Source organism: Amycolatopsis sp. CA-230715 (assembly GCF_018736145.1).
Taxonomy (GTDB): Bacteria; Actinomycetota; Actinomycetes; order Mycobacteriales; family Pseudonocardiaceae; genus Amycolatopsis.
In genome coordinates, this window is the sequence record NZ_CP059997.1 from 3,347,686 (window position 1) to 3,370,477 (window position 22,792).

16 protein-coding genes are annotated in these 22,792 nt (G+C 67.9%); 6 read left to right on the forward strand and 10 right to left on the reverse strand.

Features of this window, described 5'->3' with window-relative positions; all coding sequences use genetic code 11:
• Nucleotides 1-53 precede the first annotated feature (53 nt).
• Nucleotides 54-1,889 carry a selenium-binding family protein gene (locus HUW46_RS15630; RefSeq protein WP_254126202.1) on the reverse strand — a complete coding sequence of 612 codons (1,836 nt, stop codon included), beginning with the start codon at nucleotides 1,887-1,889 and terminating at the stop codon, nucleotides 54-56.
• A gap of 617 nt (nucleotides 1,890-2,506) precedes the next feature.
• On the opposite strand from HUW46_RS15630, the gene HUW46_RS15635 reads away from it, so the two are divergent.
• The 5 genes from HUW46_RS15635 to HUW46_RS15655 all read left to right on the forward strand — a co-directional run bounded on the left by HUW46_RS15635 (nucleotide 2,507) and on the right by HUW46_RS15655 (nucleotide 7,128).
• The gene (locus tag HUW46_RS15635) at nucleotides 2,507-3,301 is read left to right on the forward strand and encodes a M15 family metallopeptidase (RefSeq protein ID WP_215547964.1); all 795 of its coding nucleotides are present in this window, start codon (nucleotides 2,507-2,509) and stop codon (nucleotides 3,299-3,301) included.
• A 185-nt stretch (nucleotides 3,302-3,486) separates the two neighbouring features.
• Nucleotides 3,487-4,053, forward strand: a complete 567-nt coding sequence (locus HUW46_RS15640; protein WP_215547965.1) for a YbaB/EbfC family nucleoid-associated protein — start codon at nucleotides 3,487-3,489, stop codon at nucleotides 4,051-4,053.
• A complete protein-coding gene (locus tag HUW46_RS15645) occupies nucleotides 4,050-4,394 on the forward strand; it encodes a type VII secretion target (RefSeq protein ID WP_215547966.1) in 345 nt (114 codons plus the stop codon). Before HUW46_RS15640 ends, HUW46_RS15645 begins: the two co-directional genes overlap by 4 nt.
• 11 nt (nucleotides 4,395-4,405) lie before the next feature.
• The gene (locus HUW46_RS15650; RefSeq protein WP_215547967.1) at nucleotides 4,406-5,566 is read left to right on the forward strand and encodes a hypothetical protein; all 1,161 of its coding nucleotides are present in this window, start codon (nucleotides 4,406-4,408) and stop codon (nucleotides 5,564-5,566) included.
• On the forward strand, nucleotides 5,566-7,128 hold the full coding sequence (locus HUW46_RS15655; RefSeq protein WP_215547968.1) for a hypothetical protein: 1,563 nt from the start codon (nucleotides 5,566-5,568) through the stop codon (nucleotides 7,126-7,128). Before HUW46_RS15650 ends, HUW46_RS15655 begins: the two co-directional genes overlap by 1 nt.
• A gap of 134 nt (nucleotides 7,129-7,262) precedes the next feature.
• On the opposite strand, the gene HUW46_RS15660 is transcribed toward HUW46_RS15655, so the two are convergent.
• The 6 genes from HUW46_RS15660 to HUW46_RS15685 form a co-directional block, all read right to left on the reverse strand.
• A complete protein-coding gene (locus HUW46_RS15660; RefSeq protein ID WP_215549896.1) occupies nucleotides 7,263-11,174 on the reverse strand; it encodes a DNA-directed RNA polymerase subunit beta' in 3,912 nt (1,303 codons plus the stop codon).
• Between the two features lie 89 nt (nucleotides 11,175-11,263).
• Nucleotides 11,264-14,773, reverse strand: coding sequence for a DNA-directed RNA polymerase subunit beta (gene rpoB / locus HUW46_RS15665; protein ID WP_215547969.1), 3,510 nt, complete (start codon nucleotides 14,771-14,773; stop codon nucleotides 11,264-11,266).
• Between the two features lie 377 nt (nucleotides 14,774-15,150).
• Nucleotides 15,151-15,900: an ESX secretion-associated protein EspG gene (locus HUW46_RS15670; RefSeq protein WP_215547970.1), complete on the reverse strand. Its 750-nt coding sequence runs from the start codon at nucleotides 15,898-15,900 to the stop codon at nucleotides 15,151-15,153.
• Nucleotides 15,901-15,904: 4 nt separating this feature from the next.
• Nucleotides 15,905-17,134 (reverse strand): hypothetical protein, encoded by a 1,230-nt coding sequence (locus tag HUW46_RS15675; protein WP_215547971.1) that lies wholly within the window; start codon nucleotides 17,132-17,134, stop codon nucleotides 15,905-15,907.
• Nucleotides 17,134-17,730 (reverse strand): DUF3558 domain-containing protein, encoded by a 597-nt coding sequence (locus tag HUW46_RS15680; RefSeq protein WP_215547972.1) that lies wholly within the window; start codon nucleotides 17,728-17,730, stop codon nucleotides 17,134-17,136. The genes HUW46_RS15675 and HUW46_RS15680 overlap by 1 nt, the downstream gene beginning before the upstream one ends.
• Nucleotides 17,727-18,263, reverse strand: a complete 537-nt coding sequence (locus HUW46_RS15685; protein WP_215547973.1) for a hypothetical protein — start codon at nucleotides 18,261-18,263, stop codon at nucleotides 17,727-17,729. Before HUW46_RS15685 ends, HUW46_RS15680 begins: the two co-directional genes overlap by 4 nt.
• A gap of 183 nt (nucleotides 18,264-18,446) precedes the next feature.
• Here HUW46_RS15685 and HUW46_RS15690 point away from each other — a divergent pair, with 183 nt between their 5' ends.
• Nucleotides 18,447-18,926, forward strand: a complete 480-nt coding sequence (locus HUW46_RS15690; RefSeq protein ID WP_215547974.1) for a VOC family protein — start codon at nucleotides 18,447-18,449, stop codon at nucleotides 18,924-18,926.
• Between the two features lie 47 nt (nucleotides 18,927-18,973).
• On the opposite strand, the gene HUW46_RS15695 is transcribed toward HUW46_RS15690, so the two are convergent.
• The 3 genes from HUW46_RS15695 to HUW46_RS15705 form a co-directional block, all read right to left on the reverse strand.
• Nucleotides 18,974-20,911 carry a Xaa-Pro dipeptidyl-peptidase gene (locus tag HUW46_RS15695; protein ID WP_215547975.1) on the reverse strand — a complete coding sequence of 646 codons (1,938 nt, stop codon included), beginning with the start codon at nucleotides 20,909-20,911 and terminating at the stop codon, nucleotides 18,974-18,976.
• Nucleotides 20,912-21,054: 143 nt separating this feature from the next.
• Nucleotides 21,055-22,092 (reverse strand): hypothetical protein, encoded by a 1,038-nt coding sequence (locus HUW46_RS15700; protein ID WP_215547976.1) that lies wholly within the window; start codon nucleotides 22,090-22,092, stop codon nucleotides 21,055-21,057.
• Nucleotides 22,093-22,131: 39 nt separating this feature from the next.
• Nucleotides 22,132-22,776, reverse strand: a complete 645-nt coding sequence (locus HUW46_RS15705) for a hypothetical protein (protein WP_254126204.1) — start codon at nucleotides 22,774-22,776, stop codon at nucleotides 22,132-22,134.
• Between the last annotated feature and the right edge of the window lie 16 nt (nucleotides 22,777-22,792).

Genomic DNA, 22,792 nt, shown 5'->3' on the forward strand with positions numbered 1-22,792 from the left:
TGGAGCCTTCCTGAGGACGGGCGGGGCGGTGTGCGCCGCCCCGCCCGTGCCGGTTACTTCAGGTCCGCGTCCGCGACGACGAACAGTTCGGAGTGGGGTTTGGCGTTGCCGAAGTCACCGTGCGGCCAGGACTTCCGGTTGAAGTTGATCCCGACCTGCCCGGTGAACTCGTCGCGGAAGTTCTGGTCCACCGCGACCTTCCCGTCCGGACCGAGGTTCAGCAGGTTGACCTTGTGGTCACCGTCCAAACCGGACCTCGCGACGAAGTAGTTCGACACCGCGAGGTGCTGCGGCGCGCTCTCGTGGTAGTACCCGTCGGCGCCGAGCGCGAAGTGGTCGTAGGCGCCCCAGTGCGGGCCCGCGCCCGGCACGCCGGGGTTGATCGGGGCCGCGCCGACGACGGTCGGCAGCACGCCGCCCCCGCCGTTCTGCGCCTTTTCCTTCGTGTCGATCGACCCTTCGTAGTTCGGGCCCGCCGCGAGCAGCTTCTGGATGTCGAGCACGTAGACGCCGCCTGTGGTGCCGGGGTCGTCCGGCGAAAGGGTGCCCTTCTGCCTGCCCACGATCGCCCGGTACAGGTACTTGTCGTCCGGGCTGGTCTGGATCCAGCCGCCGTTCGAGCTGGCGCCGTTCGCGTCGTTCTTGTCGTAGATCGCCTTGTTGGCCGAGCCGTCGTCGAACACCTCGCGCCAATGTGGCTCGCGCGCGGTGATGTCCGGCGTGTAGTAGACCGCGCCGCCCTGCATGGTCTGGGCGAACGCGCCCTTGTGCCCCGGCAGGTTGGTCACCGTGGTCTCCATAACCGCACGGCTTTCGGAGTGCAGCGGGTCCTTCGGATCGGCGCGGGGCCCGTCGGGCAGGTACGACACCGTCTTCAGCTTCGGGTGGTTGCGGTCGGAGATGTCGTAGGTCCGCACCGTCGGGCGGCGCAGGTACGGCGACGGCTGCTTCACCGGGTCGAGGATGATGTTTCTCGGTTCCGCGTAATCGCTCGTGACCAGCGTGTTCAGGTCCTCGCGAGCCTGGATGCCGTGCGGGTTCGCGCAGGTCGGCGCCCCGAGCTGCGGGAGGTTGTCGCACAGCTTCTGGTTGTCGCCCTGTGGCGTGGCCGCCGGGCTCTGCGAAAGGACCTTGCCGTCCTTGTCGAAGCGCACGACCTCGCCGGGACTGCCCGCGAAGCCGTTGCCGATCACGACCTGGCCGTTGTCGTACCGGTACGGCCCCGGCACGACCGGGCCGCCCATGTAGGTGCCGTAGGACGTGCCGTCCTTCAGCGTCCAGTACGCGTCGGGCACGGAGCCGCCGAGCGTCTGCGTCGGCAGGCTGACGCCCTTCAGCTTCAGCTGCGGCAGCGCGCTGACGTCGAACGCGTAGGTGGCCGCGGCGAAGAGCGCACCGGCGTAGATGGTGTCGCCCTTGTGCCACACGTACTGCATGTGGTGCGGCTCGTTCTCCACCAGCGGGCCGACCGTGGCGGTGTTGACGACCTTGCCGTAGGTCGGCGACCCCTCGGTCGCGTCGATGACGGCGAGGAAGTCCGGGCCCGGCAGCGCGTTGCGGATCTTGCCGAGCCCGCCGCCGAGCGATCCCGGCAGGTTCTTGACGTCCTTGACCAGTGTGTCGGCGATGTTCTCGTCACCGGCCCAGACCAGGAGCCACTTCTTCCGCTTGTCGCCGGCGCTGGCCTTGGCCTGCGCGACGTCCTTCGACACCAGGTGGTTCTGCACCCAGTACTGCTTGCCGTCGGACGCCGTCTTCGCGTCCGTGGACACCTGGACGTCGGCGTAGGCGTTGGTGGTGGAACCGGTGTAGGTGACGGCACCGGCGGCGAGTACCGCCGCCACGCCGCCGATCAGCACTTTTCGCCACGTGGGCGATTTCGATAACATTCGCACTCCGGTGGTTTCAGAAGAAATGATCCCGCGCGCCTTCGACAGGAAAAGGGCACGGCTCTCCCCGGAAAGGACGCGAACCGTTTCCGGCGCACGACGGGGAAAGACTTGCGCAACGCCAGATTTCGTTGCACAGCAAGGAGATACGGCGCCGCTACGGTGACGGGCGCACGTTCTTCGGAGGGAGGATCAGAAAGTCATACACAGCGCGCTGGCTTGCTGACGCAAGTCAACGTGAAGGCGCCAAACCAGGGCAACGCGTGCGGACATGGGCGAAATAGTCGCGTGAAGTGTGAAAGGCGTCAATCTTGAGATCAAGGACTGAGACACACCCGAACGGAGTAATGCGTTCGCCCATTTTGCCCGATTAGACCCGCATTCGGGTCGCCCGTGTGGGTAATTTCCCATCAGATGGCAACGAACGACGAGCAATCGTCACTGGCCGTTACGAACCAACCCGCACCGCCATTCGGCCCCCTCCAAGCCGTGACCAATTCGTTATAAACACCGGGAACTCACCCCCTTGCCGCACCGACTGCGCCGGAGCACCCTGACCTGCGTTTAGCGGGCTAAACGCACTTCCGGCCACCCCGTCCGGCTGCTATGACGGGGGCATGCGGACCTTCCTCTCGCGCGCTGTCCGCGCGCTGGCCCTGGTGGGCGTCCTGGTCGCCGTCACGACGGCTCCCGTGAGCGCGGCGGCACCTCCCGCACCGTCGACGTTCGTGGCGCTGCACGATGTCGACCCGACGATCCGGCAGGACATCCGGTATTCGACGATGCACAACTTCGTCGGCAGGCCGGTGCGCGGCTACTACGAGCCAATGTGCATCCTCACCCGCCCCGCGGCCGAAGCGCTGCGCCGAGCCCAGGCGCAACTGCTCCCCCGCGGCTACTCGCTGAAGGTCTACGACTGCTACCGCCCACAGCGCGCGGTCACCGATTTCGTGCGCTGGGCGGAGCGCCTGCGGGACCGGCGCATGAAGGCCGAGTTCTATCCGAACGTCGACAAGTCCAAGCTGTTCGAAGACGGGTACATCGCGGCGAAGTCGGGGCACAGCCGCGGCAGCACCATGGACCTGACGCTGGTGAAGCTCCCCGTCCGGCCGCAGCGCCCGTACTTTCCCGGCGAGCCGCTGCGCCCATGCTTCGCGCCGGTCGGCACCCGGTTCCCCGACAACACGATCGACATGGGCACCGGCTTCGACTGCTTCGACCCGCTCGCGCACACCGACAACCCCGCGATCACCGGCGCGGCCCGCGAAAACCGGCAACTGCTGAAGCGCACCCTCGAAGGCGTCGGCATGACCAACCTGCCCGAGGAGTGGTGGCACTACACCCTCAAGAACGAGCCCTACCCGGACACCTACTTCGACTTCCCCGTCCGGCGCGGCTCCCCGCACCCCTGACCGGTGCCCGCCCGCGACGTTTAGCCCGCTAAACGCAGGTCAGACCGAAGGTGAACAGAATTCGGAAATGTGGTGATATCGGGCCCAATCGGCGCAGAGGACGCATACTTGACGCCACTGAGCCGACTGAACAGATGTGCCGACTGAACAGATGTGCCGACTGAGCAGAGATGAGGGGCGGCGCCATGTCCGCTGAGCTGGAGGCCCTCAAGGCCGAGTTCGAGAAGGTCCAAGCGAAGGTCAAACAGGCCGAGACCCGGTTCTCGAACGTCGAGCAGATGCAGACGGAGCTGACCGCGCTGGAATCGCGCGCCGCGTCGCCGGACGGCTCGGTCACGGTGGTCGCGGGCCCCGGCGGCGCGGTCAAGGACATCCGGCTCACCGCCGAGGCGCTCCGGCAGGAGCCGGGAACCCTGTCGGCCACGATCATGACCACCTTGCGGCAGGCCGTGGCCGACGCCGCCTACCAGCAGGCCGGACTCGTCGACGCCCATCTCGGCAGCGGCGCGTTCGGCGACCTGAGCGCGCAGGACAGGGTACTCGAAGCACAGGCCGAGGCGTTGGGCACCACGGTCGACGAGCTGCGGCCGAAGAAGCGCGAAGCGCCGTCGCCCGACGAGGACTTCAGCCAGAGCTCGGTGTTCGGTTCGGACGAGAAGCCCGCCCCGCCGCCGCCCAGCAGCGGCTCGGCCGGCGACCAGTTCCTCAGCTCCCTGTTCGACGACCAGGACGACCAGGAGGGGCACCGATGAGCGGTCCCGGTACCGGACAGCAGGGCCACGTCGTCGACACGGCCGCGTTGAAGAAGTACTCCCAGGACCTCGGCTACTACCACGGCGAGGCCGAGAAGTTCGGCAAGCTCGTCGACCAGGCCGACGTCACGGACAAGTCCTGGGGCCTGATCGGGCTCGCGGTCAAGGAGACCTACACCGGCAAGCTGAGCGAACTGCGGGAGCTGCTCGAAGCCATGAAAACCGGCGTCGACGCGTTCTCCGCCAAGCTGACCAAGGCGGCCGAGATCTACGACGGCAACGACAACGACGCCGCCCTGATGCTGGGCAAGTACAAGGCCGAAATCGACGGACCGCGCTGAAGGGATGCGTCATGGCCGAGGAAAAGCCCAGCGTCGCCGGCACCGTCAAGGTCGACGGCTACGAGGAGAGCTTCGGGAAGAACGCCGAGAACGCGCTGAAGAAGACGCCGGTCATCGGCAAGGGCTACAGCACGATCGCGGACGCCGCCAAGAAGTTCGGGGACGCCGAGAATGCCGGCGATCTCGCCAACGCGAGCGCGCAGCTCGTCACCGACGGGGCCGGATTCGTCGCGAGCGCGGGCATGGACATGGCGAGCTTCGTGCTCGACCCGATCGGCTGGCTGGTCAGCAACGGGCTGAACATCCTGCTCGAACTGGTCCAGCCGCTGCAGGACGCGCTGCACTTCGTGACCGGTGACGGCCCGGCCCTGAAGACCGCGTCGGCGAACTTCGAAAGCATCGGCAAGGGTTTCGTCGCGCTCGCCGACGACTTCGTGGCGACCGGTGACAAGGCGGTCAAGGACTGGCAGGGCGACGCGGGCGAAGCCGCGCGCAACGCGCTCGGCGATTTTTCCGTCGGTATCAAGGGAATCGGCTCGAGCGCGGGCTCGGTCGCCGAGACGCTGACGATGTGGTCGATGGTCATGACCGTCATCGAAGAGGTCGTCAAGGCGATCATCTCGGAGCTCGTCAGCACGCTGATCTACATCTGGCTGCCCGCGCTGGCCGCGTCGATCGTCAGTCTCGGCTCCTCGGTCGCCGCCGCCATGACCGCGTCGATCGCGAAAGCCGCGAGCGCGTTCAGCAAGATCACCAAGCACCTCGGAAAGCTGGGACAGCTGCTGGAAAAGTTCATGGGCTTCATGGCCAAGTGGACCGACGACCTGATCAAGCAGGGCTCGAAGCTGTCCAAGGCGGGCCGCGTCACGCCGGGGATGGAGAAGGCGGTCGGCGGCGCGATGGCGAAGGCCACCGGCAGCCGCCTTTCGGCGACCGGCGATGCCTTGGTCGACGTGGCGAAGGGCGTGCCGGGGCAGGTGCTCAAGCAGACGGTCGGCGTCAACCCGAAGGACCTCGGGAAGGGCAGCGCCTACCAGGACAAAGCGGCCATCGATATGCTCGCGAAAACCGCCGACAACCTCGAAACCCAGCGCAACCGGGGCAAGCAGGGGGACATCGGCGGGGCGCAAGACGCGGACGAAACCCGCAAGAACCTCGATATGGATCAATAGTGGACCTCGCCCTGCTCGGCCCCTGGCTCATCCTCGGCGGGTACGCCGTCGCCGTCGTCCTGGTGTACCTCGCCCAATGGCTGGAGCGGCGGACCGGGATGACCGGCCGGGGCCGCACACCATCGCTCGTGCTGTATTCGCTCGCCGCCGCGGCGGCGAGCGAAACGACGCAGTGGTGGCTCGACTGGGGAACCTCCAGCAGCATCCCGTCGACCCTCTGGTGGGCGGTTCCGGCGATCGTGGCGGTGCTGGTGTGGTTGTTCGCCTGGCGGCAGCGCACCTGGATGGCGAAGGTCGTCGCGGACAACCACGGCAGCTACTTCTCCGGTGACGAACCCGAAAAGCCGAGTTTCGGCATCCTCTACCACCGGGGACGACCGGTCGACAGCGCCGATCCCGCCGCCGGTTTTCGCGCGGCCCTCGAATTCGACCTCCGCGGGTACCGGATATCGGGTGTCCAGTACCGCACCTCCGACGGCATTCCCCGCGACGACCGCGATCCCGGCTCGGCTGCCAAAGCGGCCGACGCGGTCGACAGCACGTACAGCCTGGTGCAGCTCAGGACACCGCACGTGCCGACCCTGCTCGTGCAGGCGCGTTCCACGGCGGAGCAGCAGGAGAAGTTCGGCGGGCTGGAGCCGGGCGAATTCCACCCGTTCGAAGACATGCGGATCACCAGGAACGCGATCGGCGCACCGCTGCCCGACGTCGCACTCGAAGACTTCGAACTCGACGACAACGCGTTCACGAAGCGTTTTTCCTTGCGCACCAACGATTCCGCGTTCGCTCGTGCGGCGTTGGACGAGAAGACGCGCGCGCTGCTGCTCGACCGGCCGTGGTTCCGGGTGCGGGAGGTCGCCTTCCACCACGGCTCGCTGTGGACGGCCCAGTCCGGCCCGCTCACCGAGGACAAGCTGTTCGACAACGCCGCGCACCTGGCCGAACTGGCGACGACCGTCCCGTCCGGCGCCTGGCGCACCGGCTCCGGAAACCACGAGTTCACCGAACAGTTCGTCGCGCTGCGCGACACCGCACCGGAAACCGCGGCCCCGGTTTCCGGGAACTCGCTGACGGCACCGGTGAACGCCCGGCGCCGCGCGGCGAGCAGGCAACCGCTGTCCGCGGTCTCGCTCGCGGTACGGACGCTGTTCGTGGTCGCGCTCGCCGCGGTGGGGCTTTCCCTTGCCGGGAACGGCTTCCTGGCCGTGACCGGGCTCGCCCCGCAGGTGGACTTCACGGTCGAGCGCGTCAGCTCCGCCTCGGCGGTCCACCACGAAACCTTCGTCGACGGCCACTACGACCGCGGCGGATCCACCCACCAGGTCGAAGACTTCCGGTGGACTTCGTGGGGGAAACCGGCCAGGGGCGACGTCGTCCCGGTCTCCATCGGGCCGCTGCCCTGGAACCCACTGATCGAAGGCAAGGACATCGCGGTCTTCCTGGCTCTGCTCGGGGCGCTGGCACTGGCGATCGGATACCGGCTGGCCAGGGCGACCTACTTCCCGAAGCGGAAGCGCTCCCGACCCCGCACGGCGTCGACCGAACCCGCCCCGACCAGCTGACGCCCCGCTCAGGCCGGGAACTTACTTAGCCCTGCTCACTTCTACATTTAGCCCGCTAAACGCACTTCGGGCCGGGTACGGAAAGGGCCCCCGAGCTGAGTGCTCGGGGGCCCGATCCGACTGTCAGGTGCGGGTCAGCGGAAGTCTCGACCGAAGTCGTAGTCGTCCAGCGGAACCGCGGCACCGGGGGTGGAGCCGAAGACGTCCGGCGTGTAGTAGCCGTCGTCGTAGGACGGGATCGCGTACGCCGCGACCCGCGCCTCCTCGGTCGGCTGCACCTGGATGTTCCGGTAGCGGTTGATACCGGTACCGGCCGGGATCAGCTTACCGATGATCACGTTCTCCTTGAGGCCGATCAGCTTGTCGCTGCGGCCGTTGATCGCCGCGTCGGTCAGGACACGCGTGGTCTCCTGGAACGACGCCGCGGACAGCCAGGAGTCCGTGGTCAGCGAGGCCTTCGTGATCCCCATCAGCACGGGACGGCCGGAGGCGGGCTCGCCGCCCTCGGCGACCGACGCCCGGTTCTTCGCCTCGAACTTGGTCCGCTCGGGCAGCTCGCCCGGCAGGAAGTCCGTGGCACCGGAGTCGATGATCGTCACCCGGCGCAGCATCTGCCGGACGATGACCTCGATGTGCTTGTCGTGGATCGACACACCCTGCGCCCGGTACACCTTCTGGACCTCGTCCACCAGGTGCATCTGCGCCTCGCGCGGGCCCATCACGCGCAGGACCTCGTGCGGGTCCGGCGTGCCCTCGAGCAGCTGCTGGCCGACCGCGACGTGGTCGCCGTCGCCGAGCGGGCCGTTCGGGGTGTTCGCGAGCCGCTGGCGCTTGGACAGCTTGTCGAAGACGATCTCTTCGCCGCCGTCGTCCGGGATCAGCGTGATCTTCCAGAAGCGTTCGCTCTCCTCGATGCGCACGCGGCCATCGACGTCGGCGATCGGCGCCTTGCCCTTCGGCACGCGAGCCTCGAAGAGCTCGGTGACACGGGGAAGACCCGTGGTGATGTCGTCACCGGCGACACCACCCTGGTGGAAGGTACGCATCGTCAGCTGGGTACCGGGCTCACCGATCGACTGCGCCGCGACGATGCCGACGGCCTCGCCGACGTCCACGAGCTGACCGGTCGCCATCGAACGTCCGTAGCAGGTGGCGCAGATACCGACGGCCGACTCGCAGGTGAGCACGCTGCGCACCTTGACCTTGACGATGCCGCTGGAGACCAGCTTCTCGATCGCCGGGTCGCCGAGGTCGTCACCGCGGTTGAGCACCACGTTGCCGCTGCTGTCGGAGACGTCCTCCGCGAGGCACCTGGCGTAGGTGCTCGTCTCGACGTGCTGGTCGCGGAGGATGGTGCCGTCCGTGCCGGCCTCGCCGATCTTCATGTTGATGCCGCGGCTGGTCCCGCAGTCGACCTCGCGGACGATGACGTCCTGCGAGACGTCCACCAGACGACGGGTCAGGTAACCGGAGTCCGCGGTACGGAGCGCCGTGTCCGCCAGACCCTTACGGGCACCGTGCGTCGCGATGAAGTACTCCGCCACCGACAGGCCTTCACGGAAGTTGGCCTTGATCGGGCGCGGGATGTACTCACCCTTCGGGTTGGACACCAGGCCACGCATCCCGGCCAGCGACCGGACCTGCGTCATGTTGCCCGCCGCGCCCGACTTCACGATCATCGAGATCGGGTTGTCGTCGGGGAAGTGGGCTTCCATCACCTTCGCGACGTCCTCGGTCGCCTGGCCCCACACCTTGACGAGCTCGTTGTTCCGCTCGGCGTGCGAGAGCTGACCGCGCTGGTAGCGCTTCTCGACCTGGTCCGCCTTGCGCTCGTACTCCTCGAGGATGCCCTTCTTCTCCTCGGGCACCAGCACGTCGGAGATCGCTACCGTGACACCCGAGCGGGTGGCCCAGTAGAACCCGGCGTCCTTGAGGCGGTCGAGCGTCTGCGCGACCTGCGTCATCGAGTACCGCTCCGCGAGGTCGTTGACGATCGCGGCCTGCCGCTTCTTCGGCATCGGCTCGTTGACGTACGGGTAGTCGGCTGGCAGCAGCTCGTTGAACAGCACCCGGCCGAGCGTGGTCTCCGCGAGCCAGGTCCTGCCGGGCTCCCAGCCGTTTTCGGCCAGCTTGGCGACGTCGGCCTTGGCGGGCTGACGGTCCTTGATGCGGATCTTGATCGGCGCGTGCAGCCCGAGCGACTTGCGGTCGAACGCCATCAGCGCTTCGGCGGGCGAGGAGAACGCCTGCCCGGCGCCGACGGCCTCTTCGTTGAGCCTGGTCAGGTGGAACAGACCGGTCACCATGTCCAGTCGCGGCATGGCGAGCGGACGGCCCGACGCGGGCGAAAGGATGTTGTTCGCCGACAGCATCAGGATGCGGGCCTCGGCCTGCGCCTCCGCGGACAGCGGCAGGTGCACGGCCATCTGGTCACCGTCGAAGTCCGCGTTGAACGCCTCGCAGACCAGCGGGTGCAGCTGGATGGCCTTGCCTTCCACCAGCTGCGGCTCGAAGGCCTGGATGCCGAGGCGGTGCAGGGTCGGCGCGCGGTTCAGCATCACCGGGTGGCCGGTGATGACCTCTTCGAGCACGTCCCACACCTGCGGCCGCGAGCGCTCCACCATCCGCTTGGCGGACTTGATGTTCTGCGCGTGGTTCAGGTCGACCAGCCGCTTCATCACGAACGGCTTGAACAGCTCGAGCGCCATGTCCTTCGGCAGACCGCACTGGTGCAGCTTCAGCTGCGGCCCGACGATGATGACCGAACGGCCCGAGTAGTCGACGCGCTTGCCGAGCAGGTTCTGGCGGAACCGGCCCTGCTTGCCCTTGAGCAGGTCGGACAGCGACTTCAGCGGGCGGTTACCCGGACCGGTCACCGGGCGGCCGCGGCGGCCGTTGTCGAACAGCGCGTCGACGGCCTCCTGCAGCATCCGCTTCTCGTTGTTGACGATGATCTCGGGCGCGCCGAGGTCGATCAGCCGCTTCAACCGGTTGTTCCGGTTGATCACCCTGCGGTAGAGGTCGTTCAGGTCGGAGGTGGCGAAGCGGCCACCGTCGAGCTGGACCATCGGGCGCAGGTCCGGCGGGATCACCGGGACGGCGTCGAGCACCATGCCGCGCGGGTCGTTGCCGGTGGCCTGGAACGCCGCGACGACCTTCAGCCGCTTCAGCGCGCGGAGCTTCTTCTGCCCCTTGCCGTTGCGGATGGTGTCGCGCAGGTTCTCGGCCTCGGCGGCGACGTCGAACTCGGTCGCCAGCTTCTGGATGGACTCGGCACCCATGCCACCGGTGAAGTACTCGCCGTAACGGTCGACGAGCTCGCGGTAGAGCAGCTCGTCGGCGATCAGCTGGCGGGTGTCGAGCTTCGTGAAGGTGGTCCAGACCTCCTCGAGCCGGTCCAGCTCGCGCTGGGCCCGGTCGCGGAGCTGGCGCATCTCGCGCTCGCCGCCCTCCTTGACCTTGCGCCGGACGTCGGACTTGGCGCCCTCCGCCTCGAGCTCGGCGAGGTCGGCTTCGAGCTTCTGCGCCCGCGCCTCGATGTCGGAGTCGCGCTTGGTCTCGATGTTCTTGCGCTCGACACCGATCTCGTTCTCGAGCGTCGGCAGGTCGTTGTGCCGCAGCTCGGTGTTGACGCCGGTGATCACGTAGGCGGCGAAGTAGATGATCTTCTCGAGATCCTTCGGCGCCAGGTCGAGCAGGTAGCCCAGCCGCGACGGGACACCCTTGAAGTACCAGATGTGGGTGACCGGGGCGGCCAGCTCGATGTGGCCCATGCGCTCGCGGCGGACCTTCGCGCGGGTCACCTCGACGCCGCAGCGCTCGCAGATGATGCCCTTGAAGCGCACGCGCTTGTACTTGCCGCAGTAGCACTCCCAGTCCCGGGTGGGACCGAAGATCTTCTCGCAGAAGAGCCCGTCCTTCTCCGGCTTGAGCGTGCGGTAGTTGATGGTCTCCGGCTTCTTGACCTCACCGAAGGACCACTGGCGGATGTCGTCGGCGGTGGCCAGACCGATGCGGAGTTCGTCGAAGAAATTGACGTCCAGCAAAGCTTGCATCCCCTTGGGATAGATGTGGCTAGCGGGGCGGCTACCCGGGTCGGGCTACGCGGGAGGCATCTCCCGACCCGGGAGCGCGGTCATTGAACGACGTCGTCCACCGAGGGCGACTCGTTGCGGGACAGGTTGATGCCGAGGTTCGCCGCGGCGCGCTCGAGGTCCTCGTCGTCGGAGTCGCGCATCTCGATCGCCGCACCGTCGGAGGACAGGACCTCGACGTTGAGGCAGAGCGACTGCAGCTCCTTCAACAGCACCTTGAACGACTCCGGGATACCCGGGTCCGGGATGTTCTCGCCCTTGACGATGGCCTCGTAGACCTTCACGCGGCCCACCACGTCGTCGGACTTGATGGTCAGCAGCTCCTGCAGCGTGTACGCCGCGCCGTAGGCCTGCATCGCCCAGCACTCCATCTCACCGAAGCGCTGGCCACCGAACTGCGCCTTACCACCGAGCGGCTGCTGGGTGATCATCGAGTACGGACCGGTCGACCGGGCGTGGATCTTGTCGTCGACCAGGTGGTGCAGCTTCAGGATGTACATGTAGCCAACCGAGACCGGGTACGGGAACGGCTCGCCGGAGCGCCCGTCCAGCAGCGTCGCCTTGCCGTCCGGCTGGACCATGCGGTCGCCGTCGCGGTTCGGCTTCGTCGACGCGAGCAGGCCGGTGAGCTCCTCCTCCTTGGCGCCGTCGAACACCGGGGTCGCGGTGTTCGTGCCGGCTTCCACGTCGTAGAGGTCCTGGGACAGGTTCTTCGCCCAGTCCGGGCTGCCCTCGATCTTCCACCCCTGCGAGGCGAGCCAGCCGAGGTGCAGTTCGAGCACCTGGCCGATGTTCATCCGTCGCGGCACACCGTGCGTGTTCAGGATGATGTCGACCGGGGTGCCGTCCTCCATGAACGGCATGTCCTCGGCGGGCAGGATCTTGCCGATGACACCCTTGTTCCCGTGCCGCCCGGCGAGCTTGTCGCCCGGCTGGATCTTCCGCTTCTGGGCCACGTAGACGCGGACCAGCTCGTTGACGCCGGGGGGCAGCTCGTCGTCGTCCTCGCGCGAGAACACGCGGATGCCGATGACCTTGCCGGTCTCGCCGTGCGGCACCTTCAGCGAGGTGTCGCGGACTTCGCGGGCCTTCTCGCCGAAGATCGCGCGGAGCAGGCGCTCCTCCGGGGTCAGCTCGGTCTCGCCCTTCGGCGTGACCTTCCCGACCAGGATGTCGCCGTCGCGGACCTCGGCGCCGATGCGGATGATGCCGCGCTCGTCGAGGTCGGCGAGCACCTCCTCGGAGACGTTCGGGATGTCCCGGGTGATCTCCTCGGCGCCCAGCTTGGTGTCGCGGGCGTCGATCTCGTGCTCCTCGATGTGGATCGACGTGAGCACGTCGTCCTGCACCAGGCGCTCGGAGAGGATGATCGCGTCCTCGTAGTTGTGACCCTCCCACGGCATGACCGCCACGAGCAGGTTCTTGCCGAGCGCCATCTCACCGTTCTCGGTGGACGGGCCGTCGGCGATGACCTGGCCCTTCTCCACCCGGTCGCCTTCGTTGACGATCGGGCGGTGGTTGAAGCAGGTGCCGTGGTTCGAGCGGCGGAACTTGTAGAGGCTGTAGCTCTTCCGCGTCCCGTCGTCGTGCATGACCGTGATCAGGTCCGCCGAGAGCTCCTCGACGACACCGGCCTCGATGGCGGTGAGCACGTCACCGGCGTCGACCGCGGCGCGCAGCTCCACCCCGGTGCCGACCAGCGGCGCCGAGTTGCGGAGCAGCGGCACGGCCTGGCGCTGCATGTTCGCGCCCATCAGCGCGCGGTTCGCGTCGTCGTGCTCGAGGAACGGGATCATCGCGGTCGCGACCGACACCATCTGGCGCGGCGAGACGTCCATGTAGTCCACGTCCATCGGGTCGATCAGCTCGACCTCGCCGCCCTTCCGGCGGACCATGACGCGGTCTTCCACGAAGTGGCCGTCGTCGGTGATCGGCGCGTTGGCCTGCGCCTTGACGAACCGGTCCTCCTCGTCCGCGGTCAGGTAGTCGACCTGGTCGGTGACCCGGCCCTCGACGACCTTGCGGTACGGCGTCTCGATGAAGCCGAACGGGTTGACCCGCGCGTACGAGCACAGCGAGCCGATCAGGCCGATGTTCGGGCCTTCCGGCGTCTCGATCGGGCACATGCGGCCGTAGTGCGACGGGTGGACGTCGCGGACCTCCATGCCGGCGCGCTCACGGGACAGACCGCCGGGGCCGAGCGCCGAGAGGCGGCGCTTGTGGGTCAGCCCGGACAGCGGGTTGTTCTGGTCCATGAACTGCGACAGCTGCGAGGTGCCGAAGAACTCGCGGATCGCGGCCGTCACCGGGCGGATGTTGATCAGGGTCTGCGGCGTGATCGCCTCGACGTCCTGCGTGGTCATCCGCTCGCGCACGACGCGCTCCATGCGGGAGAGCCCGACCCGGATCTGGTTCTGGATCAGCTCGCCGACGGTGCGCAGGCGGCGGTTGCCGAAGTGGTCGATGTCGTCGGTCTCGACCGGCAGCTCCAGCTCGGGGTTCGTCGCGCTGGTCATCTTGTCCTCGCCGGCGTGCAGCCGGACCAGGTACTCGATGGTCGAGACGATGTCCTCTTCGGTCAGCGTGCCAGTGTCGTACGGGGTCGACAGGCCCAGCTTCTTGTTGACCTTGTACCGGCCGACCTTGGCGAGGTCGTAGCGCTTCGCCTTGAAGAACAGGTTCTCCAGCAGCGTCTGCGCGCTCTCCTTCGTCGGCGGCTCGCCGGGGCGCAGCTTGCGGTAGATGTCGAGCAGCGCCTCGTCGGTGCCCGCGGTGTGGTCCTTCTCCAGCGTGGCCAGCAGCGTCTCGCTGAAGTGGAAGCGCTCGCGGATCGCCTCGGTGGTCCAGCCGAGCGCCTTCAGCAGCACGGTGACCGGCTGGCGGCGCTTGCGGTCGATGCGGACGCCGACGGTGTCGCGCTTGTCGACGTCGAACTCCAGCCAGGCACCCCGGCTCGGGATGATCCTGGTGCTGAAGACGTCCTTGTCGGTCGCCTTGTCGACACTGGCGTCGAAGTAGACGCCGGGCGACCGGACCAGCTGCGAGACCACGACACGCTCGGTGCCGTTGATGATGAAGGTGCCCTTGTCGGTCATCACCGGGAAGTCACCCATGAAGACCGTCTGGCTCTTGATCTCGCCGGTGTTGTTGTTGACGAACTCGGCGGTCACGAACAGCGGGGCCGCGTACGTCATGTCCTTGTCCTTGCACTCCTCGACGGAGGCCTTGACCTCGTCGAAGCGCGGGTCGGAGAAGGACAGCGACATGGAACCGGAGAAGTCTTCGATCGGGGAGATCTCGTTGAGGATCTCTTCGAGACCGCCGACCGGGTTCTCTTCGCCTTCCTCGACGCGGCGTTCGAACCACGCCTCGTCGCCGGTAAACCATTCGAACGACCTGATCTGCACGTCCAGCAGGTTCGGCGTGCTCAGCGGCTCGCGGATCTTCGCGAAGGAGACACGCAGGGGTGCTCCGGGGATGCCCGATGAGGCCGATGTGGTGACAGGAGAGGTGGTCGCAGCAGTGGCCTGGTTCGCGGGAGAGACTGCCAAGATGCGTCCTTCCGGGGACAATGAGCGGTGGCAGCCGCGTTAGCAACTACTAAAGCGACTGTCAAGGGTGCCGTGGTGCCCACTATCCTAGCCACCGGTTCCGGGCAGCCTGAAAGAGGGCAGCGCAAAGAAGCAGTCTAGCCCGAAAGACGCACTCTGTCGAGGGGGCGCTCACGATGGGGCCCACAGCTCGTCCGTGACGTCTTCAGGTATGCCTCCGCGGTCCGTCCCTCCCGCAAGGGCGTGACCGTTGCTGGTAAGCCTGACCCTCAACCCGCCGGTAGTCAAGATGCCACTCCCAGCTCCAGCCGGGCACCTGCGCCGCTCTGTGGTTTTTCCGCCGGATGGCGCAGCCGCCCGCCCCCGGAAAGGCGTGCTCAGCGGGGGTCGAGCAGGCGATCGCGGAGCTCGTACCCCTTCGCGACGACGGTCTCGTACCGGGCGGGCGCGGCGTTCACGTAACGATCTTCACCCTCGCCGCTGAACGAGAAGAGCCAGCGCCCGCGTTCGGTGTCCAAGTAGGTGCAGACGTCGCGGCGGCTCTTGCGGTGCGAGCCGAGGCCGTCGCGGACCGCGGCCGACAGCTGCCCTCCCCCGGTCCGCGGCAGGTCGAACAGCGCCAGCATGCGGCGCGCCTCGTCGCTCGCGCGCCCGCCGCCCATCGCGGCGCGGAGGTCCGCTTCGGGCACGGACAGGGACGCGCCGTGACCGGCGCCCCAATCGGGCAGCTCGACGACGAGGTCCTCCACCGGCGCCTCCGGGCGTGCCGCGCGCAGGAGGACGCGCCCGGTGTTGGGGACGTTGCACGCGAAGACCGCGTTTTGCCCGCTAACTGCGACGTGGAGGCGGTACTCCTCGTCATGGGACTGGACGTAGGAGAAGTACTCCTGGGCGGCCCGGCAGAGCACCAGGAGGGTCTCCGCGAAGTCCTCGTCGAGGTCACCTCGGTCGAGCAGGCCGTTGTCGGCCAGCTCGGCGCGGGTGCGGTCCTCCCTGCCGCGGATCTCGTCGTCGCTGCGCCACATCGGCTCCGGCTCGAGCGTCGTGGGCAGGCCGAGGTTCAGCCAGGACGCGGCCAGGTCGAGGCTGTCCTGGCTGAGCACGACCTGGCGGCTCAGTACCCGCACCGGCTCAGAGCCCGAGCACGGGCGGTGAAGTCCGCTCGTCGGTGCCGAAGTACTCGTCGGGATCCGCCTCGACCAGGTAGTCGGGCCGCTGGTGCTCCCGGTCCTCCTCGCCCTTGCCCCGCGCGCCGGGGGCCATGCCGCCGATGCCCTGACCGCCGGGACGGCCCGCCGTCCCGCCCGCGGCGCCGCCGCCCTTGACCGCGCCGCCCTCGGCCACGGGGGCACCGCCGGTCATGCGGCCCTGCCCCGGACCGCCGCCCTGCCCGGGGCCACCGGCCCTGCCGCCGACGCCGCTCTCGGAGCCGCCGCCGGGACCGAACCCGCCGACCGGCCCGTAACCGCCGAGCATGCCGGTGAAGGGCACGTTCGAGTCGCCGCCGGAACCGACCGGCAGCGGGCTCGGTGTCGGCGTCGGCGTGAAACCGGGTGGGCGCACCGGCGGCGGTACGTACCGCTCCGGATCGGTGTCGTCCGGCGGGTCGAACGACGGCGGCGGTTGCACCGGCGTCCGCGGCGGCTGCTGCTGGCCCCCGCCGCCATCTCCGCCGGTCCCGCCGTGGCTCGGCGGCGGCGCGCCGACCTGGCCACCGCCCGGCGGCGGCGCGGGCACGTGCGAACCGGACCCGCCGGTGTCGCCGCTCTGGCCACCGGACCGAATCCGCGAGTTGCCGCCGACGCGGCCCGGATCGCCCGGCCCCGTCGGGACTTCCTTCACCGAGACGTCGGAGCCGCCGGGAGGCAGGCCGAGCTGGCCGTAGTCGCGCGGCCAGCGCCCCGAGTTGTCCTGGCTCTGCCCGTTGTAGAGGCTGTAGCCCTCGGTGATCTTCTTGGCCTTCTCGTTCCAGGCGTCGATCTTCTCGTCCTGGTCGGTGAAGATCGGCACCCAGTCGCTGGCGAAGGTCGACTCCGGCTTCGGACCGGGGTCGTTCTCCTTCACCTTCGCGCTGAGGTCGTTGAAGGAACGGCCCTGCCCGTCGTACAGCTTCTGGGCCTCGGTCAGGTGCTCACCGCTGACCTGGGAGGCCTGGATGAGCGGCCCGACCCCGGCACGCGCCTGCTCGGCGGCGGGCCCTTCCCAGTGCGAGGACATTTCGCTCTGGAGCGCTTTCATGTCCCCCGCGATCTCGTTGTGCAGCGTGGCCATTTCGCCAGCGTCATGCCCACTCGCGAACATGCTGTCCGGCCCGTCACCGCCGTTGACCAGCTCCACGATCTTCGGAGCGTCATACCCCATTACGCACCCCCACGCATGGTCGTGATCGCCGCTTCCGCGTACTTCTGCACAACAGCGCACGGATCAGCCAAGAACGGCGACCTCGCGCTGAAACTGGATCCGATCACGATAATTCGATCGTCTGCCGTCCCCAGGGTCATGTTGCAGACACCTTTTGCCCGCCGATCGGCGACATCCGTGAACACGCCGGGATAGCCGCCGACGTTCACCGGCGTGAAGTACGGCCGCGCCAAGGCCTTGTTGTCGAGATAAACCTTGTCCACCCCGGCGTGGCCGAAGCCGATGTGCACCCCGTCCGCCGCGCTGTCACTCCAGAAGCAACTGGCCCCTACGCTGCCTCCAGCGGTTGCTTCGTCCATTTTCGCCGTGACAGCACCGCTCAGCGCTGCCGCCTTCGCTTGGGGCACCATGCCGCAAGGGTTCTGTTCATACTTTGCCGTGTTGAGTGGGTTCGGCACCTTGGGCGCACCGCTCGAGTCATCAGAGCCCGAGCTCGGCGGAGCCGATGTCGTGTCAGTAGGTGTTTCGGGAGCACCCGAGCAACCAGTAATCACCAAGGCCAGGGAAACCAGAGTTGCGGACACCCGGAATTTCACGAGAGAGCCTTACCGTGCTTACGCAGCGCGTTGCGCGCCGCTTCATCCTGTTGTTCGGTTTTCTTGATCGCATCGTCAAGAGCTTGCACGTAGCCTTTGGCATAGCTCAATTGATCGCTGATGCTGGTGTTGTAGATTCCCGAATGGGCCCTAGCCGCCTGCAGCTGACCAGTACTCGCCTCGTCCCGAGCCGGTGCCGTCGTGGAAGTGAAGGTCGAACTCTTCGTTTCCAGCTTCTGCAGCTTGTCGCGGAGGGCTTCCCACTTGGGTTTGATGGCGCGCATGGCGTCGATGTCCATCTTGAAGCCGCCGGACAGGGGTGGCGGGGGCGGCGGCTCCTTGCCCGGCATGTAGCACATGGTCGCGGGCGGCTGGTAGCCCTGCGGTGTTGGCGGGGGCGGCGGCTGCTGCGAGTAGGTGACCTGGCCGGCCACCGGGAGCGGCAGCGGCGGCGCGCCGGGTGGCGGCGCGGTCGGTTGCGTGCCGCCGGCGCCCGGGATGAGCGGGATCGGCGAGGTCGTTCCGTCCGGCATGGTCAGCTACCCCCTCGTGAACTCGACAACCGGTGACCAGCGGTTGACACAGAGCGCTATCACCGTACTACGACGGGCCGTGACGCTCATCCGGTTCCCGCGAATCTCCCCACCCCGAGGGAACTCTGACCCCCGAGGTGCGTTTAGCGGGCTAAACGTCGTCGACGGGGGAAGGAACCCATCATGCAGAAGATCGTCACCCACTTGGCATTCAAGAGCGACGCCGAGGGAGCCGTGGACTTCTACACCTCCGTGCTGCCGGACTCGCGGATCACCGGGCTGACCCGGTTCCGCGCCGACGACGAGCACGGGCAGGAAGGCAGCGTCCAGACGATCCGGTTCGAGCTGCTCGGCCAGAAGTTCCTCGCGGTCAACGGCGGGGAGGAGTTCTCGTTCGCGGAGGGCACCTCGCTGCTCGTCCCGTGCGAGACGCAGGAGGAGATCGACGCCGTCTGGGACGCGTTCATGGCCGAGGGCGCGACCCCGCAGGCATGCGGCTGGCTGACCGACCGGTGGGGCCTGACCTGGCAGATCGTCGCCGCGGTGACCGAGGAGTACCTCTACGGCGACGACGCCGAAGCGAGCGGCCGCGTGCTCGACGCGACCTACGGGATGGTGAAGATCGACCTCGCCGAGACGGAGCGGGCCTTCCGGGGCCGGTGACCCGGCGACGACGTTTAGCCCGCTAAACGTCGTCGCCGGGGCGGGGGTTAGGGGGCGAGGGGCAGGGTGATCGACGTCTGGTTGACGTGGACGTCCGTGGTCACGCGGGGCCACGGGTCCTTGCCGCCCGCCGCCGCGGCGCAGCCGTCGGGCATCGCGGTGCAGTCGGTGGCCGCGATGACCAGCCCGACCCGGTGCCCTGCCTTGAACACGTAGTCCTCCGGCTGGAGCTTCCAGGTCAGGCCGTAGGCCTGGCCGGGGTTGACCTCCGAGGTGCGGGTGAGCGACTCGCGGTGCTGCGAGTTCGTCCAGCCCTCCGCGACGACCTCGGCGTCCGTGGTCGCCAGGTCGTGCTTGAACTCGGCGAGGCAGCCCGTGTCGACGGCGTTGCCTTCGCCGACGCACACCGTGTTACCGGTCGGCACGACACCGATCTGACCGCTGTCGGCGCTGTGCTTGACGCGGGTATCGGTCCCGTAGTCGACGAGCAGCGCGGTCAGCGGGCCGCCGCCGGAGCTGAAGTCGGCGGTCAGCGAGATCGTCGGGACACCGCTGATCCGCGTGTCGGCCTTCAACGGCTCCCCGAGCGCGACGACCCGGTTCGGGTTCGCCTTCCGCGGGTTCGCGATGAGCTGCGCCTCGGTCTGGTTGATCGAGTCGGTGAGGCGCACCTCGGTCCCGAGGCCGGGCGGCCTGGGGGCGACCGGGGTGAGCCGGGTGGGCGAGCTGCCGTCGGAGTTCAGGTACAGCCGCTGCGAGGTGCCCTGCGGCCACGACGCGTAGGTCTTCCACTGGTTCGGCGCGCGCTCGACGTCGACCTGCGATTCCGCCATGACACCGTTCTCGATGCCCTTGAGCCAGTAGTCGAACCAGTGGTGCAGCTGCTTGACCCATTCGGCGTTGCGCACGTTGAACGGGTCGGTGTGCGCTTCTTGGTGCAGCCACAGCTTGCGCGGCACGTTGTTCGCCTTGAGGCCCTCCCAGAACTGCTGGCCGTTGCGCGTCAGCACGTTCCAGTCGTTGAGGCCGTGCACCATGAACACGCTGGCCTTCACCTTCGAGACGTCCTTGAGGTAGTTCCGCTCGTCCCAGAAGGCGTTGTAGTTCCCGGTGTCCTCGGCGCTGTCCGCGGCCAGAGTGTCCCAGACCGGCTTGCACTCGCCGGGGTCAACCTTCCGCGCCGAGCCGACGCGGCTCGCCAGGTCACGCGGGTAGTCGGCGAAGCGGACCTGCCCGTCCAGCCGCATGTAGTCGTACCAGCTGCTGATCGCCGAGATCGGCACGATCGTCTTCAGGTTCGGCACGTCCATCGTGGCCACCGCGTTGGGCTCGGTGCCGCGCCACGAACGCCCGACCATGCCGACCTTGCCGTCGGTCCAGTCCGCGGACACCTCGGCGCCCGCGTGGTCGAACGCCTTGCCCTTACCGCCGAGCCAGTCCACAACGGACTTGACGCCGAGGGTTTCGGTGGAGCCGCCCGAGGTGAGGCAGCCTTCGGAGGCACGGGTGCCCGGCACGTCGACCAGCACCACCGCGTACCCGCGCGGCACGAAGTAGTTGTCGTACCAGTCGGGGAACTTCGCGGGGCTGCCGTCGTCGTCGACGTCCTTGTAGTCGTCGTCGCCCGCGGGCGCCAGCTTCGCCTTGTCGCGCTTTTCCTTCTCCGGGATCGGCACCGGGTAACGCGCGAAGTACGGGCTGGCCACCATGATCACCGGCACCTTGAGCCCGGCGTCGCTCTCCTTCGGCCGGATGACGTCGGCCGCGATCCGGTCGGGCTTCCCGTCGTGGTCGCCGTCGACCGAGGACTCCACATAGGTCGTTTCGCGAATCGCGTCGGCGTAGGAGAACGTCGGTTGCGTTTCGCCACCGGAGACCTTCGTCGCCGGTGCCGCCGTCGCCATGTTCGGCAACGACATCGCCGTGAGCGCGCCCACCGCGGCGATGATCGCCGCGCGGCGCGCGAGTCTTCTGTGCAGGGTCAAAACCCCACTCCTCCCAGTAAGCGGAACCGGTGCTGGCACCGGCACTTCGAGCTTCCCGGAAAAGGAGTGTGGTCACCGTCGTTTCGGCGGAGTTGGCGCCCGAGATCACCGAGTTGGCCGCGTGCACGCGGCCACTCGGCGTACTACTTGCTCGGCGGCGGCTGCTGTTGGCCGCCGGGCAACGGCAGCGGCTGCTCACCCTGCGGCGTCGGCGTGCCACCGTTGTAGGCGTCGAGGTCGGCGACCTTCCACTTGCCGCCGGAGAGCTGCGCGGTGACCGAGAGCTGGGAACCGCCCGCGACCTTGTTGTTGGCCGCCTTGGGATCGCCGCCGGTGCGGATCGAGGTCTGGTCGACGAACACCAGCACCTTGGCGCGGTCGCCGTCGATCAGGATCGGCGCGGTACGGGTCACCTTGACCGTGACGACCATCTTCTGCTGCGGCGCGAGCCGCTCGACCTCGGCGAACTCCTTGTTGTACTTGTCGCGCGCGGTATCGGTGACCAGCACGTCGTTCGCGGCCTTCTTCGTCTTGCCCAGATCGTTGAAGTCGTAGGAGAACAGCGCTTCGACGGCGGCGCGGACGTCCTGCTGCACCTGGGCGGTCTTCGCCATGTCGAGCAGCGCGGCGTTGCCGGTGGCCGAGTCCACTTCGTTCTGTTTGACCTTGAAGAACACCGCGAGCCCGGCGAGGAGCAGCCCGACCAGAATCAGCGCGCCAGCGAGGATGAACTTCTTCTTGCGCGCCTTCTGTTCCGGCGAGGCCACTACCGGCTCGTCCTCGCCTTCGGCAGGCTCCGGCTCGGTCTCGACCGCTTCACTCTCGGGCTTCGTCGTTCCGCTGTCCCTCGCCTTGCGGCGGGGAATCGGCTTCGGTGTCACCTTCTCCGGCGCGTCGGCGTCGGCGCCCGGCTGCACCACGGTGTCCTCAATGGACTCAGCGGGCTCAGCCGGCTCTTCCGCCTGCTCCTCGACGGGACTGTCCACAACGGATTCTTCAGCGCCGGCCGAAGGTTCGCCGGTCAACGCGTCCACTGTGGTCGCTTCGTCGGCGGGCTCCTGCTCGGCCTCCGCGGGCTCCGGTCGTGGACGGGGACTCGGTTTCCCGGCCGGCTTGTGCAGTCCGGCGACCCGGGGGCGCCGGGGTGTCGGCTGCGGTGGCTTGCGACGGGAGGGGGGCAACGCTAACTCCGTTCTCGGGTGAGGACTCTCTGCTGCCGGTCAGCCCGCGCTGACGACGGGGACCGAGTCGATCCCCGACAGCTTCCAGACCTGGTCGCCGTTTTCGGCCTGCCGGGTCATCTGCACCTCGACCCGCATCGGCTTCTGCACGGCCTTGTCACCCTGTTTGACCTCGACCTGCAGTGCGGCGATGAAGGTCGCCTTGCCCTCGTCGCTGTTGAGCTCCTCCACGGCCAGATCGAGGATCCGGGTCGTGGTGGTGGTCTTGGCCTCGCTCATGGTCTTGGTGTTGGCTTCCTGGCTGGCCTTGATCTGGTCGCCGATCTCCTTCGTCGCCGCCTCGGACGCGCGGGAGAAGTACTGGTCCGGCTTCGTGTAGTCCAGTTCGGTGAAGGCCTTCACCGCGTTGCCGCCGACGCGGACCACGTCGTCGCGCTCGCTCGCGCGATCGGCGTCGTGGTCGTTCGAAGCGACCAGCCACAGGATCCCGAACAACGCCGCGGCCAGGAACGCGGCCGTCGCGAACGCGGCACCGCCGAGCACGAGCCAGCGCGGCAGCGCGTCGGCGTTCGAAGGTGCCGAGCCTTCAGCGGCCTCGGACGACGCGGGCACCTCGGCTCCCGAATCGGGCACCGCGGCGCCCGTGGTGTCTTCAGCGCCTTCGCTCGCCTTGTCCGAACTCATAACACTCCACGGTAGG

Bases quoted from the DNA above. Each gene is read 5' to 3' on its own strand.
- HUW46_RS15635 (WP_215547964.1), top strand. From the start codon at position 2,507: ATGCGGACCTTCCTCTCGCGCGCTGTCCGCGCGCTGGCCCTGGTGGGC.
- HUW46_RS15630 (WP_254126202.1), bottom strand. From the start codon at position 1,889: ATGTTATCGAAATCGCCCACGTGGCGAAAAGTGCTGATCGGCGGCGTG.
- HUW46_RS15650 (WP_215547967.1), top strand. From the start codon at position 4,406: ATGGCCGAGGAAAAGCCCAGCGTCGCCGGCACCGTCAAGGTCGACGGC.
- HUW46_RS15705 (WP_254126204.1), bottom strand. From the start codon at position 22,776: ATGAGTTCGGACAAGGCGAGCGAAGGCGCTGAAGACACCACGGGCGCC.
- HUW46_RS15640 (WP_215547965.1), top strand. From the start codon at position 3,487: ATGTCCGCTGAGCTGGAGGCCCTCAAGGCCGAGTTCGAGAAGGTCCAA.
- HUW46_RS15645 (WP_215547966.1), top strand. From the start codon at position 4,050: ATGAGCGGTCCCGGTACCGGACAGCAGGGCCACGTCGTCGACACGGCC.
- HUW46_RS15685 (WP_215547973.1), bottom strand. From the start codon at position 18,263: ATGCCGGACGGAACGACCTCGCCGATCCCGCTCATCCCGGGCGCCGGC.
- HUW46_RS15690 (WP_215547974.1), top strand. From the start codon at position 18,447: ATGCAGAAGATCGTCACCCACTTGGCATTCAAGAGCGACGCCGAGGGA.
- HUW46_RS15675 (WP_215547971.1), bottom strand. From the start codon at position 17,134: ATGGGGTATGACGCTCCGAAGATCGTGGAGCTGGTCAACGGCGGTGAC.